17 protein-coding genes are annotated in these 15,929 nt (G+C 56.0%); 7 read left to right on the forward strand and 10 right to left on the reverse strand.

From position 1 onward, the window contains the following. Positions 1-54: 54 nt before the first annotated feature. A complete protein-coding gene (locus AC0TNG_RS20640; RefSeq protein ID WP_473713043.1) occupies positions 55-1,296 on the forward strand; it encodes an LVIVD repeat-containing protein in 1,242 nt (413 codons plus the stop codon). Positions 1,297-1,383: 87 nt separating this feature from the next. Here AC0TNG_RS20640 and mtnK read toward each other — a convergent pair whose 3' ends face one another. Next, positions 1,384-2,583 carry an S-methyl-5-thioribose kinase gene (gene mtnK, locus AC0TNG_RS20645; protein WP_473713044.1) on the reverse strand — a complete coding sequence of 400 codons (1,200 nt, stop codon included), beginning with the start codon at positions 2,581-2,583 and terminating at the stop codon, positions 1,384-1,386. A gap of 103 nt (positions 2,584-2,686) precedes the next feature. On the opposite strand from mtnK, the gene mtnA reads away from it, so the two are divergent. Together mtnA and AC0TNG_RS20655 are read left to right on the forward strand one after the other, a co-directional pair. After that, on the forward strand, positions 2,687-3,703 hold the full coding sequence (mtnA, locus tag AC0TNG_RS20650) for an S-methyl-5-thioribose-1-phosphate isomerase (protein ID WP_473713045.1): 1,017 nt from the start codon (positions 2,687-2,689) through the stop codon (positions 3,701-3,703). 42 nt (positions 3,704-3,745) lie between these two features. Beyond that, complete coding sequence (locus tag AC0TNG_RS20655; protein ID WP_473713046.1) at positions 3,746-4,216, forward strand: SRPBCC family protein; 471 nt, start codon at positions 3,746-3,748, stop codon at positions 4,214-4,216. A 67-nt stretch (positions 4,217-4,283) separates the two neighbouring features. Here AC0TNG_RS20655 and AC0TNG_RS20660 read toward each other — a convergent pair whose 3' ends face one another. Genes AC0TNG_RS20660 through AC0TNG_RS20670 form a run of 3 tightly spaced genes read right to left on the reverse strand, consistent with a single transcriptional unit; the run spans position 4,284 to position 6,123 of the window. Next, the gene (locus tag AC0TNG_RS20660; protein ID WP_248163585.1) at positions 4,284-4,826 is read right to left on the reverse strand and encodes an acireductone dioxygenase; all 543 of its coding nucleotides are present in this window, start codon (positions 4,824-4,826) and stop codon (positions 4,284-4,286) included. Next, complete coding sequence (gene mtnC, locus AC0TNG_RS20665) at positions 4,823-5,512, reverse strand: acireductone synthase (RefSeq protein ID WP_024906997.1); 690 nt, start codon at positions 5,510-5,512, stop codon at positions 4,823-4,825. The genes AC0TNG_RS20660 and mtnC overlap by 4 nt, the downstream gene beginning before the upstream one ends. Further along, the gene (locus tag AC0TNG_RS20670) at positions 5,509-6,123 is read right to left on the reverse strand and encodes a methylthioribulose 1-phosphate dehydratase (RefSeq protein WP_473713047.1); all 615 of its coding nucleotides are present in this window, start codon (positions 6,121-6,123) and stop codon (positions 5,509-5,511) included. Before AC0TNG_RS20670 ends, mtnC begins: the two co-directional genes overlap by 4 nt. A 123-nt stretch (positions 6,124-6,246) precedes the next feature. Between AC0TNG_RS20670 and AC0TNG_RS20675 the strand changes: the two genes are divergently transcribed. Then, positions 6,247-7,407 (forward strand): pyridoxal phosphate-dependent aminotransferase, encoded by a 1,161-nt coding sequence (locus tag AC0TNG_RS20675; protein WP_473713048.1) that lies wholly within the window; start codon positions 6,247-6,249, stop codon positions 7,405-7,407. On the opposite strand, the gene AC0TNG_RS20680 is transcribed toward AC0TNG_RS20675, so the two are convergent. The 3 genes from AC0TNG_RS20680 to citR all read right to left on the reverse strand — a co-directional run bounded on the left by AC0TNG_RS20680 (position 7,408) and on the right by citR (position 10,316). Then, the gene (locus AC0TNG_RS20680; RefSeq protein ID WP_208763611.1) at positions 7,408-8,034 is read right to left on the reverse strand and encodes an IbrB-like domain-containing protein; all 627 of its coding nucleotides are present in this window, start codon (positions 8,032-8,034) and stop codon (positions 7,408-7,410) included. Continuing rightward, on the reverse strand, positions 8,019-9,242 hold the full coding sequence (locus AC0TNG_RS20685; protein ID WP_473713049.1) for a phosphoadenosine phosphosulfate reductase: 1,224 nt from the start codon (positions 9,240-9,242) through the stop codon (positions 8,019-8,021). Before AC0TNG_RS20685 ends, AC0TNG_RS20680 begins: the two co-directional genes overlap by 16 nt. A gap of 174 nt (positions 9,243-9,416) precedes the next feature. Next, the gene (citR, locus tag AC0TNG_RS20690; protein WP_473713050.1) at positions 9,417-10,316 is read right to left on the reverse strand and encodes a DNA-binding transcriptional repressor CitR; all 900 of its coding nucleotides are present in this window, start codon (positions 10,314-10,316) and stop codon (positions 9,417-9,419) included. Between the two features lie 622 nt (positions 10,317-10,938). On the opposite strand from citR, the gene ahpC reads away from it, so the two are divergent. Further along, positions 10,939-11,502: an alkyl hydroperoxide reductase subunit C gene (gene ahpC / locus AC0TNG_RS20695; RefSeq protein WP_008501015.1), complete on the forward strand. Its 564-nt coding sequence runs from the start codon at positions 10,939-10,941 to the stop codon at positions 11,500-11,502. A gap of 186 nt (positions 11,503-11,688) precedes the next feature. Next, positions 11,689-13,254, forward strand: coding sequence for an alkyl hydroperoxide reductase subunit F (gene ahpF / locus AC0TNG_RS20700; RefSeq protein WP_148769596.1), 1,566 nt, complete (start codon positions 11,689-11,691; stop codon positions 13,252-13,254). A 60-nt stretch (positions 13,255-13,314) separates the two neighbouring features. On the opposite strand, the gene uspG is transcribed toward ahpF, so the two are convergent. Next, positions 13,315-13,743, reverse strand: a complete 429-nt coding sequence (gene uspG / locus AC0TNG_RS20705) for a universal stress protein UspG (protein ID WP_023310731.1) — start codon at positions 13,741-13,743, stop codon at positions 13,315-13,317. A gap of 180 nt (positions 13,744-13,923) precedes the next feature. Between uspG and AC0TNG_RS20710 the strand changes: the two genes are divergently transcribed. After that, positions 13,924-15,162, forward strand: a complete 1,239-nt coding sequence (locus tag AC0TNG_RS20710) for a zinc-dependent alcohol dehydrogenase (protein WP_473713051.1) — start codon at positions 13,924-13,926, stop codon at positions 15,160-15,162. 10 nt (positions 15,163-15,172) lie between these two features. On the opposite strand, the gene yldA is transcribed toward AC0TNG_RS20710, so the two are convergent. Then, the gene (yldA, locus tag AC0TNG_RS20715) at positions 15,173-15,262 is read right to left on the reverse strand and encodes a small membrane protein YldA (protein WP_008501020.1); all 90 of its coding nucleotides are present in this window, start codon (positions 15,260-15,262) and stop codon (positions 15,173-15,175) included. A gap of 139 nt (positions 15,263-15,401) precedes the next feature. Further along, the gene (gene rnk, locus AC0TNG_RS20720; protein WP_024907006.1) at positions 15,402-15,812 is read right to left on the reverse strand and encodes a nucleoside diphosphate kinase regulator; all 411 of its coding nucleotides are present in this window, start codon (positions 15,810-15,812) and stop codon (positions 15,402-15,404) included. Between the last annotated feature and the right edge of the window lie 117 nt (positions 15,813-15,929).

The following is a 15,929-nucleotide window of genomic DNA, read 5'->3' on the forward strand; positions in this document are numbered from 1 at the left end:
CCTCACCCCGGCCCTCTCCCACGGGGAGAGGGGGAAAACCAACAGGAGCTAACGGTGAGTCATTTACCCCCTCCCGAATACAGCCGCAATATGCGGCTGATTGGCCATAGCGACCAGGGCGGTCGCCCGGACGGCGTGCAGCTGATGGTGCACCGCGGTTTCGCCTGGATCGGCCATATGGTGTCGCAGGGCTTTTCGATTGTCGACGTGCGCGACCCGAAGAACCCGAAAGGGGCGGGCTACGTGCCCGCGCCGCCCGGCACCTGGAACGTGCACCTGCAGGCGCATGACGACCTGCTGCTGGTGATTAACGCCCGGGATCTGTTTGCCGATGCCCGCTTTGCCGACGAGAAGGTCTACTACACCCGCCAGGTGGGGGAGACCGTCCGCGACGTGCAGGACAAAGGCTGGAGCGCCGGGCTGCGCGTGTTTGATATCTCCACGCCGGACAGGCCGCGCGAAATCGGCTTTCTGTCGCTGAGCGGGATTGGCATTCACCGCATCTGGTACGTCGGCGGCCGCTGGGCGTACGTGTCGGCGCTGATCGACGGCTTTACCGACTACATCTTTCTGACCATCGATCTGGCGGACCCGCGTAAGCCAGAAGTGGCCGGGCGATGGTGGCTGCCGGGGATGAACCAGGCCGAAGGGGAACAGCCGAACTGGCCGGAAGGGAAACGCTACGCGCTCCACCATGCGATTATTGCCGGCGATACCGCGTACGGCAGCTGGCGCGACGGCGGCCTGACGCTGCTGGACGTGAAGGATCGTACCCAGCCGAAGCTGATTAGCCACCGTAACTGGAGCCCGCCGTTTGGCGGCGGGACGCACACCGCGCTGCCGCTGCCGGACCGCGATCTGCTGGTGGTGCTGGACGAAGCGGTGCTGGATAACCAGGAAGACGGCGAGAAGCTGATCTGGCTGTTTGATATTCGCGAGCCGTCGAACCCGGTAAGCATCTCGACCTTCCCGCAGCCGGACGAAACTGACTACGTGGCGAAAGGGGCGCATTTCGGGCCGCATAACCTGCACGAGAACCGGCCGGGGAGCTTTGTCAGCTCCACGTTGATTTTTGCCACGTATCAGAACGCGGGCGTGCGCGCGTATGACATCTCCAATCCGTATCGTCCGGTGGAAACCGGCGCGCTGGTGCCTGCTGCACCGGAGAAAATGATGGATACCCGCCCGAATCGCCCGCAGGTGATCCAGTCGTGTGACGTGTTTGTGGATGCGCAGGGGATTATCTACAGCACGGATTATAACGGTGGGCTGTCGGTGATTGAGTATTTGGGGTGAGTTTTTGCCGGGTGGCGACTTCGCCTTACCCGGCCTACATTTTGCACCCGTAGGCCCGGTAAGCGCAGCGCCACCGGGCAAATGCACTCAGCTGTACTGTCGCACCCGTGCCACCAGCTCTTCCGCGCTGTCGATGCGGTCGGCAATGACAATCAGCGCTTTACCGAGCGTTATCGCGTGGCGCAGGCATTCGTGGCGCATCGCCTCGTCCTGAATGGTGTCGATATCCGCGACGTGGGAAAGCCCGACGCTGCGGCGAATGAGTTCGGTGCCGCAGAAGCCGATGGCATCATGCCAGACCTTTTTCAGGAAGGCGGAGGCATAGCCCGGCGCGCCGAGCGCGGCGTCGCGTGTTTTCTCGTGTGCCAGCGCCTGGAATCGCTCCGCGAAGGTGTTCCACAGTTCCTGAATATCGGTCAGGCGCTGCTCGCGGGCGGCGGCGGCATCGCGAATGCCCAGATGCCCTGGCAGGCCGCAGAAGTTCAACAGCAGGTTGCCGATAGCGGTGCCGACGTCAAAGCCAATCGGGCCGAAATAGCCGAACTCGGCGTCGATGGCCTTCAGGCTGCCGTCGGCCACAAAAATCGAGCCGCTGTGAATGTCTCCGTGCAGCAGGGCTTCCGCCTGAGAAAAGAAACGGTGCTTGAGGGAGGCCACGGCAATTTTCAGCTGGGCATCGTCGCGCAGCGCGGCGACGTCATTTTCCAGCTCGGCCGGGTAGCTGTTGCGTTCGTGGATCTGGTACGGATCGTTGAAGAACAGATCTTCGGTGATCTCGCACATCTCCGGGTTGATAAATTTCGCCACCTGCGCTTTTTTCTCGTGCGGGTGCAGGTAGAAATCGCTGGTGTGGAACAGCGCGTGCGCGAGGTATTCACCCAGCTGACGCGCCGCCTGAGGGTAGTAGATGTTGCCGATCAGCTCGCCGCGCCAGATGCGATGGCTGGAGAGATCTTCCATCACCATCACCGCCAGCTCCGGGTCGAAGTGATGGATTTTCACCGTGTGCTGCGGGCTGTGCCGGTAGTGCTCGACCAGGGTTTGCGCCTCCAGACGGGCGCGGTCCAGCGTCAGCGGCCAGGACTCGCCGACGCAGCGCACGTAGGGCAGCGCCTGCTTAACGATGATGCGGCTCACGCCCGCGCTGTCGAAGATTTTGAACACCAGATTGAGGTTGCCGTCGCCTACCTCCTGCGCCTCCACCAGCGATGAAGGATCGTCAAGGCCGCCAAACTGCCTGGCATACTCCACGGCGTCCTGAGCGGTAAAGGTACGGTATTGCGACATGGCCTGCTCCTCACGGTTTGCTAATAAAGACATGTAGACGTCTATACATCTGGATTTCATCCTGACACAATGTGCTACAACAACGCAACAGGGAATTAACGACATGCAAACATTACAGACGACCAGCCTGTGGGTAGCGGATAATCAGCTCTTTATTCTCGACCAGCAGGCCCTTCCGCAGGAGAAACGCTGGCTTGATGCCTCAACGGTAGAGGCACTGGTCGGGCATATTCACGCCCTGCGGGTGCGCGGCGCGCCGCTGATTGGTCTCTCTGCAAGTCTGCTGCTGGCGCTGCTGGCGGAAAACGGCAAAAGCCGCGACGAGCTGGCGGTGGCGCTGGAAACCCTGCGCGCATCCCGCCCGACGGCGGTAAACCTGATGAACAACCTTGACCGCATGAAGATTGCGCTGTGGCAGGAAGAGTATGTTCCGGCGCTGGTCGCGGAGGCGCTGCGCCTGATCGACGAAGACAAACGGCTCTGTGACGCGATTGCGCAAGCGGGCAGCGCGCTGGTGAAGCCCGGCAGCCGCCTGCTCACCCACTGCAACACCGGCGGGCTGGCAACGGCGGGCGTCGGTACGGCGCTGGGCGTGATTGCTCGCGCGCATCAGGAGGGCAAGGTCAGCAACGTCTGGGTGGATGAAACCCGTCCGCTGCTGCAGGGGGGCAGACTGACCGCGTGGGAGCTTGGCGAACTGGGCGTGCCGTATCAGCTGATTACCGATTCCATGGCCGCCAGCCTGATGGCGAAAGGGCTGGTGGATGCCGTGTGGGTGGGCGCAGACCGCATTGCGGCTAACGGCGACGTGGCGAATAAGATCGGCACCTATTCTCTGGCGGTGCTGGCGAAATTCCACGGCATTCCGTTCTATGTGGCCGCGCCGCAAACGACCCTCGATCCGGACTGCCCGAACGGTGACGCGATCCCGATTGAGCAGCGCGCCGCCAGCGAGGTGACGGGCGTCGCCGGAAGCTTTGGCGCGGTGCAGTGGGCGCCGGAAAACGCGCAGGTCTACAACCCGGCGTTTGACGTTACGCCAGCCTCGCTGATTAGCGGCTGGGTGCTGGATACGGGTGTGGTCACGCCGGAAGCGGTGGCAAACGGGAAATTCGCCTGAGTCCGGCTATTCTTTAAGGGGTTTCCCTGAGAGGACAATATCGTGACGCTCGATCCTGAAACAGACTTAAAACTGGAGCGCGTGGTGGATGCCCCGCGCGACCTGCTGTGGCTCTGCTGGACTACGCCCGAACACATCAAAAACTTCTTCATTCCTGCTCCCCATAAGGTGACCGAATGCGACCTCGATCTGCGCGTGGGCGGACGGTTCAACACCGTGTTTGAGGTGGACGGTCAGCGGATGGATAACCGGGGTGTGTTCCTTGAAATCGACCCGGGGAAAAAGCTGGTCTTTACCGACGGCTATACCGAAGGCTGGAAACCGGTCGAGAAGCCGTTTATGACGGCGATTTTATTGCTGGAAGATGTCGGGGAGGGCAAAACGCGCTATACGGCGATTGCGCGTCACCCCACGAAGGAAATCCGCGAGCAGCACGAGCAGATGGGCTTCCACGAAGGGTGGGGGATTGTGCTGGATCAGCTGGTGGAGTATGTGAAGGGATTGAAGCGTTGAAGCGTTGAAGCTCGAGCGGCCTGCTGCCCTCACCCCGACCCTCTCCCACAGGGAGAGGGAGAAAAGATCAAGCGAGGCGCGGATACGCATCCGCAATGGCGTTACCCGTAAACTGGGCCACCCAGCCTTCCGGATTGTCGAAAATACGAATCGCCGTAAAGTTCGGCTCTGAACCCATATCAAACCAGTGCGGCGTGCCCGCAGGAACGGAGATCAGGTCGTTTTTCTCGCACAGTACCTGATACACCTCATCGCCAATATGCAGGCAGAACAAGCCTGCGCCTTCCACGAAAAAGCGCACTTCGTCTTCGCCGTGGGTGTGCTCGTTCAGGAACTTCGCGCGCAGCGCCTCTTTCTGCGGATTGTCGGCACGCAGGCTGATCACGTCCCAGCTCTGGTAACCCTTCTCTGCGACCAGTTTGTCGATCGCATGTTGATACGCCGCGATCACGGCTTCAGGCGCGGGATCGTGTCCTAAATCGCGATCCGCCGCCCAGCGTTCAAACCGCACGCCTTTCGCGTTGAGCTGTTGGGCAATCTCGGCGGCGTCGGTACTGTGCCACTGGTGGTGACTGGCGTCTTTATCGGAATAAATGGTCAATGCGCTCATGAAGGGATCTGCTCCGGGTTAATCTCGTCAAACTGGTGGACCTGATGGTGGTGGCTTGCGCCGTCATCATCACCGCGAATCAGCTGCAGGGTGCGAAAACCTGCCTGTTCAGCCGCGTCCAGCTCCTGATGAATATCGGAGAGGAACAGGATCTGCGACGGGGCGATGCCCGTTTGCGCCGCGATGTTCTGATACGACTGCACCTCGCGCTTGGCGCCGATGTGGGTGTCGAAATAGCCGCTGAACAGATGAGTAATATCACCTTCGTCGCTGTAGCCAAATAACAGTTTCTGCGCAGCAACGGAGCCAGAGGAATAAACATAGAGATCAATCCCTTGCGCTTTCCATTTTTCCAGCGCGGGCAGCACGTCCGGGTAAAGATGTCCGGTAAAGTCGCCGTTGACGTAGCCGTCGTGCCAGATGATCCCCTGCAGCGCTTTTAGCGCGGTAGATTTGCGGTCTTCATCCATAAAGGCAAACAGGGCGTCGATAAGCTCGCTGACGCTGGCGTGCGGATTACCGATTTCATCACGCAGGTTGTCCAGAATGGATGTGACCGGCTCGGCGTACTGCTGCGCGGTGACGAAGGCCGCCAGCCGCTCACGCGCGTAGGGGAACAAAACATCATGGACAAAACGAATATCGCTGGTGGTGCCTTCAATATCCGTCACAATTGCGCGAATCATACTCTCTCCAGTTGTCGTAAACGCATTTCACATTCAAACAGGAATTCCAGTCCTTCCAGATGACGGCGGGCTTCGGCCACATCGCGTCCCCAGCAGGTTAAGCCATGGCCGCGCAGAAGAAAACCATAATTAAGCGGGCGTTCCTGCGCGTAATGGGCGATTCGCGAGGCGAGGGCGTCAATATCCTGATCGTTATCGAAGACCGGGATAGCCACCGTATCCAGATGCGTGGTCTGTCCGGTGAGGGATTTTTGCATCTCATAGCCGCTGATGCTGAGCTCGGCTTCTTTGACCAAACGCGAGAGCACCGTGGCGTTGACCGTATGAACGTGCAGGACGGCGTTGGCCTCCGGGAACAGACGATAGATAAGGGTGTGTAGCCCCGTTTCGGCTGATGGCTTACGACCAGACGGTGCGCGGTTGGTGGCGATCTCCACCTGGAGAAAATCCTCCGTCGTCAGGCTGCCTTTGTCTTTGCCGGATTCGCTGAGCCAGCAGAGGCGTTCATCCTGACGCACCGACATGTTGCCTCCGGTGGCGGGTGCCCAGCCTTTGGCGCCAATCCAGCGGCAGGCGTCGACCAGATGCGTGAGTTGCAGGTTGTCTGTCATTTTCCTTTTACCCTCTCGGACAGGAATATTCATATTGTTTAGACGTCTAAGCGTCTTGATTGCCAAAGACTAACATCGTGTTATAGTGGCAGCAACATAAGTATTACAAGCAGGCACAGCACAATGAGCATTAACGCATTGATTCCGCAAAGTAAACTTCCCAATCTCGGTACCACTATCTTTACGCAGATGAGCGCCCTGGCGCAGCAGCACAACGCCATTAACCTTTCTCAGGGATTTCCGGATTTCGACGGGCCGACCTATCTGCAGGAGCGTCTGGCGTACCACGTGGCGCAGGGGGCGAATCAGTATGCGCCGATGACGGGCGTGCAGGCGCTGCGGGAAGCCATTGCGGACAAAACGGCTGAGCTGTACGGCCATAAGCCCGATGCCAACAGCGACATCACGGTGACGGCAGGGGCGACCGAAGCGCTGTATGCGGCCATCACCGCCCTGGTGCGGGCGGGCGATGAAGTCATCTGCTTTGACCCGAGCTACGACAGCTATGCGCCTGCGGTTGAACTCTCCGGCGGCGTGGTGAAACGCGTGGCGTTACAGCCACCGCATTTCCGCCCTGACTGGCAGGCGTTTGCTGCGCTGCTGAGCGACAAAACCCGTCTGGTGATCCTGAATACCCCGCACAACCCGTCCGCGACGGTGTGGCAGAAAACGGACTTCGCCGCGCTGTGGCAGGCGATTGCCGAACGTGAAATCTACGTGCTGAGCGATGAAGTTTACGAGCACATCTGCTTTGCAGAAGAGGGACACGCCAGCGTGCTGGCCCATCCGCAGCTTCGCGAGCGGGCTATCGCCGTCTCGTCGTTCGGTAAGACCTACCATATGACCGGCTGGAAAGTGGGCTACTGCGTCGCACCGGCCGCCATTAGCGCTGAGCTGCGCAAGGTGCATCAGTACCTGACCTTTGCCGTGAACACGCCGGCTCAGCTGGCGCTGGCGGATATGCTGCGCGCGGAGCCCGAGCATTATCGCGCGCTGCCGCGTTTCTACCGTGAACGTCGGGATCTGTTCGTGACGGCGCTGAGTAAAAGCCGCCTGGAAATTTTGCCGTCTGAAGGAACCTATTTCCTGCTCGCGGACTACAGTGCAATTTCCGATCAGGATGACGTCAGCTTTTGCCAGTGGTTGACAAAAGAGGTGGGTGTGGCCGCCATTCCGCTGTCGGTGTTCTGCGCCGATCCCTTCCCGCATAAGCTGATCCGCCTTTGCTTTGCGAAGCAGGAATCGACGCTGCTGGCGGCGGCAGAGCGTTTGAACACGCTCTGATTATTTCACCGTCCAGGCTTCGGAATAGCGACGGTCTGCAAACAGCATCAGCAGACCGTTGATTTGCTTGAGACGCAGAACCTCGTCGCTGTCCATCCCCAGCTCTTTGCCAATTCGCTCATCGTTCCAGCCGAGCTGTGCCAGTTCGCGCACGATATCCGACATGGCGTTAATCTGGTGCCGACCCCGCGCCCGGTTGTGACGGATCGTGGCGGCCATACGGTCATGCTTTTCCTGTCGATCCTGGCGCAGGCAGGTGACGGGGAGATATCCCCTGAGCTGACGCTTCAACGTCGCCCGAGTTTTGCCGATTTCATGGCGGTGGAAACCATCCACAATTTCGTAATGTTGCGGTTCACTTTCCGTCACGACAATAGGTTGGGTGAATCCATCGAGTTCCAGCGACTTGCTGAGCAGCCGTTTTTCTGGAGGAGCAACGTTATTGGGGTTGTAGTCGTTAGCGGTAATCGCGTCCTGTTTGATCCAAAGCACGCAGTCTATCGGTTGCTCACGAAAAGGACTGTTTCGATGGATCGCTTCACGAAAAGCATTGATGGCGTTAATCCGATCCTCTTCGGGAAGAGACTGAAGGTACGTTTCGATCTCGGTGATTAATCGTTGTCGCATAATATGCCCCACTCCTTGCGTTTCGCCTTCACTCTTTCACTGTAGCGCTGATAATGTTTGGGTTTATTTGGGCTGAACGACAGCGCCCTGCACCAGTAGTCATTATTAAGTAAAACCTTACAAATACGGCGCCATGAGGGGATGTCTTTGGCGCCAATATCACCGTCCTGGGTGTCGGGAATATCCTCTATGCCTTTCTTCTGATACCAGCGCAGATAAATGGCGATTTTATTGCGGTAATGCTCAGCCGTATTTTGCGGCATGCTGTCGAGCAGCAGCAGGGCATATTCGCGCCAGCAGAGGTGATCGGGTTTCAGGATTTTCCGGTGACCATAAAAGTGGTTATCGTGCCCGGCGTAAATTCCTCCGCTGCGCACGCCGCTCACGCGCTCGCACATGGCCGCCCAGCGATCGGGCTCAACAACATGGTAGAGCCATAATCCCTGACGCTGCTCCGGACCAAAGGGCTCACAAATACGCATATAGCGGGGCGGCACGCCAGCCTGGAACATCAGGTCATAGAGTGGGTTATAGCAACATCCCGATTTGGCGAACCAGGTCCAGATATCGGCGGTTTTCCAGTCATAGAGAGGGTAAATATACCAGGCATGTCCCCCCGGGGCGACGGTTGTCCAGGGTTTATCATCGGCAAACCGTTGTTTACGTGCTGACGCGATAGCCAGAAAACGGTTGTAAGATTCATCGGCGCGGATGCCAATCATCACCGCCGCCGGGCGATTGTGAGAGAACCAGTCGGAGAAGCTGCGAACAAAAGTTTCAAACGTCATGCCGGGCTGGTAGAAGGGAAAAAAAGCGGGATCGGTTATCGCACCGTCAGGGGGCTGGCGGACCCATCGGGTGCCGGGTTCCCAGCATTGCCATTCCGGCTGAAATTGCGACAGGGAATTTTGCGTTGTCAGGGGAAGCGCGACCCACCAGAAATGGCCGATGATATCGCTGTATAACTCGCGCATACGTTCAACATGGGTGATGGTATGGCTAAACTGCGCTTCCCAGTCGATAAAGAGAACGTCTATTTTAATATTCATCTGTCGCGCCTGCCGGGCAACCAGGTGCAGCATAGTGGTGGAGTCTTTACCTCCTGAAAAAGAGACACAGATCCTCGGTAAATTTTCGAGAGTCCATTTTATTCGTTCCCGAGCCGCAGAAAGAACATCCTGATTAAGAGGGTACTTATAAATTGACATGCTTATTCTCATCCTGAGGAATAAATACCAGACGTTAGTGTCAATACTAGAGTGAGAATGATATCAGTCAATAATTTATGATGTGTATAAAGTTAATGCTGAATGTTTATATAACGATGGTGTATGTTTCTGGAAAAGGTGGTTCCCATCCTGTGGGAAAACCACGCTAACATCTCACGATAAAGTTATTTCTTCAATAAAACTCGCGAATGCTGAGCTATTCAGTGCGGAGCGATTATACATCATGTAAATATCAATGCTGGGAAATTGAATGTCTGTCTCTACTTTGCGCAGGTTAAGCGCTGGACCATATTGTTCAAAGGCCGGCGTGGGCGCTAACCCTATGAGGTCGGATGAACTGATCACCGACAGAAGGGATATAAAAGAGTCGCTTCGATAAACGATATTTCTTTCGGTTAACAGGCTCTCGGCTTTTTCCTGGTAGTCTTTGACGCTGTTCTCATCGCTCAGGTAGGCGGTGAACTGTTCATTCAGAATCTCTTCACGCGTGGGATTTCCGCTCAAGCGGGGATGATCATTCCGGCAAACGAGCACAAAAGGCAGCTTATGGAAAAGGCTGGAGGCAATTGAGCGGCTGCTTGAGGAGGAAAAAGAAAATATCAGGTCGGCTTTTCGGTAAGCCAGGAGATCTTCTGCTGAATCAGGGGCAAGAAAAACATCATGTAATTCAACCGAATAGTTATACTTGTTCATGAGCAGTTTCATTGGCTCAAGCATCGTTTTGGTGCTCATAAACTGCGGGCAGTAAATGACAAAATTCTTCTTCAACCCGCTGCTGTGCATGATATTGATAGTCTGCTCAAGCTGGTTCAGGTTCTGTTCCAGATGATGATGCAAATTGACGCCGACGGTCGTGGGCGTGATCCCTTTACCGGAACGGATAAACAGAGGATCGTTGAGTTGTCCTCGCAGGCGTTGCAGTGACTGACTCACGGCAGAGGGTGTGATATACAGCGTCTCGGCGGCTTTACTGATACTAAGATGTTGATAAATGCACTCGAAAATGACTAACAGATTAAGATCGAATTTTTTAAGGTCGTAGAGGTTTGCCATGTTTCGTCCTGAGGATGCTGTGTTTGCTGTGGTTATCACATCACTGATAACTATAGTTTGAAGTTAACCATTTACAATCCTTTCGATTAACCCTCTTAAATTTAAATTAAATTCACCTTAATATATCATGACGCCAGATTATTGAAATAGTGCTTCAAGGAACATTAAGATAATTTTATCTCAGATGTTGGAGTGAGCATTTTAAATAACAATTGTCATTTATATATTGAGGTATTTTTATAATGAAAATAAATTTATAACGTCCCGAAATGATGTTTGGCAAAACCTATCGCAGCCATAGGCAGGAATACCTCTCTTATGGATTGCCCAATTCCTGAACGGGTGGTGTAATCAAAGGGCTGTTACCCCTTGATATAAAGGGTTGTAGAGCGCAACGCAACGCCAGCTTCGGCTGGCACTGAATGTACCTGCGGGGAATTCAGGTATCAGGGCCGCCCGTTGAGGCGGCCTTTTTACTTTCAGGCTTTCCTGTAAAAGGTTCACCTTGTTGTCTTGTCGACGTTGTAAGGTTTGGCTGATTGATTTGATAAAGCATACGCATTAGCCCCGATGGATAAAGTTGGTTACCTTACATCTCAACGAAAACACGGAGGAAGTACAGATGTCTTTGATTAACACTAAAATTAAACCTTTCAAAAACCAGGCGTTCAAAAACGGTGAGTTCATCGAAGTAACCGAGAAAGATACCGAAGGTCGCTGGAGCGTCTTCTTCTTCTATCCGGCTGACTTCACCTTCGTTTGCCCGACCGAACTGGGCGACGTGGCTGACCATTATGACGAACTGCAGAAGCTGGGCGTAGACGTTTACTCTGTGTCTACCGATACCCACTTCACCCACAAAGCATGGCACAGCAGCTCTGAAACCATCGCAAAAATCAAATACGCGATGATCGGCGACCCGACTGGCGCCCTGACCCGTAACTTCGACAACATGCGTGAAGATGAAGGCCTGGCTGACCGCGCCACCTTCGTTGTTGACCCGCAGGGTATTATCCAGGCTATCGAAGTTACCGCTGAAGGTATCGGCCGTGATGCGTCTGACCTGCTGCGTAAAGTGAAAGCAGCGCAGTACGTGGCTTCTCACCCAGGCGAAGTGTGCCCGGCGAAATGGAAAGAAGGCGAAGCGACTCTCGCTCCATCCTTAGACCTGGTCGGCAAGATCTAAGTCTGTAAAGCCTGGCGGGGCTGCGCTTGCACAGGCCTACAGTATCGTAGGCCGGGTAAACGAAGTGCCACCCGGCAATCAATGGGCGCCCCCGCGCCCATTTCATCTAACTCCATGATGCAAGTTGCATTCAGGCCGCCCGTTAAAGGCAGCTTGCATGATGACGTTTTAAGAGAGGGAAGAATAATGCTCGACACTAATATGAAAACCCAGCTCAAGGCCTATCTTGAGAAACTGACCAAACCCGTTGAGCTGATTGCCACGCTGGACGACAGCGCGAAATCGGCAGAGATCAAGGAACTGCTGGCTGAGATCGCCGAACTGTCGCCAAAAGTGACCTTCAAAGAAGATAACTCGCTTAACGTCCGTAAGCCTTCTTTCCTGATTACGAACCCAGGCTCTGAGCTGGGGCCGCGTTTTGCCGGCTCGCCGCTGGGGCACGAATTTACCTCGCTGGTGCTGGCGCTGCTGTGGACCGGTGGTCATCCATCGAAAGAGGCGCAGGCGCTGCTGGAGCAGATCCGCGATATCGACGGCGATTTTGAGTTTGAAACCTATTATTCGCTCTCCTGCCACAACTGTCCGGACGTGGTGCAGGCGCTGAACCTGATGTCGGTCCTCAACCCGCGCATCAAGCACACGGCAATTGACGGCGGTACCTTCCAGAATGAAATCACCGATCGCAACGTGATGGGCGTTCCGGCGGTGTATCTGAACGGTCAGGAATTCGGTCAGGGTCGTATGACGCTGACGGAAATCGTCGCCAAAGTGGATACCGGTGCCGAAAAACGTGCGGCGGAAGCACTGAACAAACGCGATGCCTACGACGTGCTGATCGTCGGTTCCGGTCCGGCGGGCGCGGCGGCGGCGGTGTACTCCGCTCGTAAAGGGATCCGCACTGGCCTGATGGGCGAGCGTTTCGGCGGCCAGGTACTGGATACCGTGGACATTGAAAACTATATCTCCGTGCCGAAAACCGAAGGCCAGAAGCTGGCGGGGGCGCTGAAGGCGCACGTCAGCGACTACGACGTGGACGTGATCGACAGCCAGAGCGCCAGCAGGCTGGTACCTGCTGCGGTTGAGGGTGGTTTACACCACATTGAAACCGCCTCCGGCGCGGTGTTGAAAGCACGCAGCATCATCATTGCCACCGGTGCGAAATGGCGCAACATGAACGTCCCGGGTGAAGATCAGTATCGCACCAAAGGCGTGACCTACTGCCCGCACTGCGACGGCCCGCTGTTTAAAGGTAAGCGCGTGGCGGTGATCGGCGGCGGGAACTCCGGCGTGGAAGCGGCTATCGACCTGGCGGGGATTGTTGAACACGTCACCCTTCTGGAGTTCGCACCAGAGATGAAGGCCGACCAGGTTCTGCAGGACAAAGTTCGCAGCCTGAAAAACGTCGACATCATACTGAACGCGCAGACCACGGAAGTGAAGGGAGACGGCAGCAAGGTGACCGGCCTGGAATACCGCGACCGCGTGAGCGGCGACGTGCACAGCGTTCAGCTTTCAGGGATCTTCGTGCAGATTGGTCTGCTGCCAAACACCACCTGGCTGGAAGGCGCGATTGAGCGCAACCGCATGGGCGAAATCATCATCGATGCGAAGTGTGAAACCAGCGTGAAGGGCGTGTTTGCGGCGGGTGACTGTACTACCGTACCGTACAAACAGATCATCATCGCCACGGGCGAAGGGGCGAAGGCGTCGCTGAGTTCGTTTGACTATCTGATTCGCACCAAAACCGCATAATAGAAGAAAGTAAGGCGATACGTGCAATAGCGAGAGGCCACCGAAAGGTGGCCTCTTTTTTTATCTGACGACCATCACCGGTATGTGTGTGTGGCGGATCACGCTGGAGGCGTTAGAGCCCAGCAGATGTGTGGTAATTGAAGGGTTGCGCGAACCGATGACCACCACGTCTGCCTTCAGCTCGTTCGCCAGTTCATTTACCGCATCACGTACGCTGCCGAATCTGACGTGCGTTTTGATCCGTGAAGGGTCAATACTGAAGTGGCTGACCATGGTTTGCAGACGCGTTTCCGCTTCATGCTGCAAATGCTCCTCGAAGCGGCGCACATCGGCAGCGAAGCGGTGCAGGCTCAGGCTGGCTGAGCCCGGGAGCACGTGCAACAGATGGATGACACCGTCCTGCTGCGCCAGGAACTCCGCGTGGCGAACGGCCTTGTCGCTCAACTCCATCTCAAAAACATCAACCGGCATAATGATTCTCTGATACATACCCGTTTCTCCTTGTTTATAAACGCTGTACTCATTCAACCACAAAATATTAATGGTTTCTGTAAGCGCCCCGTCAGTTTTCTTATCTCGCCAGGATAAATCTCAAAAGAACCGTATTACGGGGCAGACCTTCAGGGGTAGCTACCCTTATAGACTTACCTGGAACCTTTCGGAGGTCGCATGAAAGCACTTACGTATCACGGTCCACACCATGTTCGCGTCGAGAATGTCCCTGACCCCATCATCGAACAGCCCGACGATATCATTCTGCGCGTCACGGCCACGGCGATCTGCGGCTCCGATTTGCATCTCTATCGCGGAAAGATCCCGAAGGTGCAGCACGGCGATATTTTTGGCCATGAGTTTATGGGGGAAATCGTCGAGTGCGGTGCAGAGGTAAAGAATTTGCAAAAAGGCGATCGCGTGGTGACCCCCTTTGTCATCGCATGCGGGGACTGTTTCTTCTGTCGTCTGCAGCAATACGCGGCCTGTGAGAATACCAATGCCGGGCAGGGCGCCGCGCTGAACAAAAAGCAAATCCCCGCGCCGGCCGCGCTGTTTGGCTATAGCCACCTCTACGGCGATGTGCCGGGGGGACAGGCGGAATACGTTCGCGTGCCGAAGGGGAACGTCGGGCCGTTTAAAGTCCCGCAGCTTCTTTCTGATGATAAAGCACTTTTCCTTTCCGACATTTTGCCCACGGCCTGGCAGGCGGCAAAAAATGCGCAGATTGCAAAAGGTTCAAGCGTAGCCGTTTTCGGCGCCGGGCCGGTGGGGCTACTGACCATTGCCTGCGCACGGCTGCTGGGGGCTGAGCAGATCTTTGTTATCGATCACCACCCGTACCGGTTGCGATTTGCCGAGGCACGATACGGCGCAATTCCCATCAACTTTGATGATGACAACGACGCCGCGGAAAAAATCATCGAGCAGACCGCGGGCCAGCGCGGCGTTGACGCCGTGATTGATGCGGTCGGGTTTGAAGCGAAAGGCAGCACCACGGAAACGATCCTCAGCAATCTAAAAATTGAAGGCAGCAGCGGCAAAGCGTTGCGTCAATGCATTGCTGCCGTGCGGCGCGGTGGGGTAGTTAGCGTACCCGGCGTGTACGCCGGGTTTATCCATGGCTTCCTGTTTGGCGATGCCTTTGATAAGGGGCTGACGTTTAAGATGGGTCAGACGCACGTCCATGCCTGGCTGGGTGAACTGTTACCGCTGATCGAAAAAGGGCTGCTTACGCCGGAAGAGATCGTGACCCATTATCTCCCCCTTGCGGATGCGGAACGCGCCTATAAGATTTTCGAAAAACGGGAGGAGGAGTGCCGGAAGGTGATTCTGGTCCCGGGGGCAGACACGCCCGAAGCCGCAGAGCAGACCGTTAAGGGCCTGGTGAATGCCTTCCCGGGTGGGGTGGCCTGAGAATGTTCGCTTACCAGTGGCGTTCAAGATAGAGCACGGCCGTGACGATAATCGCCACAAAAATCAGAAAGATAAGTGTGATAACGCCTATCTCACTCATGACCGTCCCCGCGGCACTAAAACAGATTAAGCGTGGATTAAGGCCATTTTGCGCGGTATAGGAAAATCGTGTGAATTTGCGGAAAGAGGATGCGGTGGCATCCTCTGTGCAAAGCGGATAGGCGCTTATTCAGAAGAGATTAACGCAGGTAATCGCCTGCGGCTTCTGGCTGGTAGAGCAGCTCCAGCACTTCCAGATGGGTCGAAGCGCCGCCCGGCAATTCCCAGTGGATCGTATCCCCCGTACGCAGTCCCAGCAGTGCGGCACCCACAGGCGCAAGCACAGAAAGCTGTGCGCTGCTGTCGGTCATCTGCGCCGGGTAAACCAGCGTGCGGGTCAGCTCTTCACCGGTGGTCAGATTGCGGAATTTCACCTGGCTATTCATAGTGACTACGTCATGCGGCATCGTCTCAGGCGTGCACATCTGTGCCCGGTCGAGCTCCTCATTCAGGGCGTCGGCCACGGGGAGCGAGGCAAATTCCGCTTTTTCCAGCAGCCTGTCGATACGTTCTGCGTCGAGCTCATTGATGATAATGGTAGGTCTGGACATTTTTTACTCCATGTCGTTAATGCTGCGTCTAACGCAGAAACTGATCCAAAAGAAAACCCTCGCCGTCTGGCAGCGAGGGTTTAACTCTCCCGATGATACTGGCTGAGCGCGCAAGTT

Source organism: Enterobacter sp. PL_is514 (assembly GCF_055816715.1).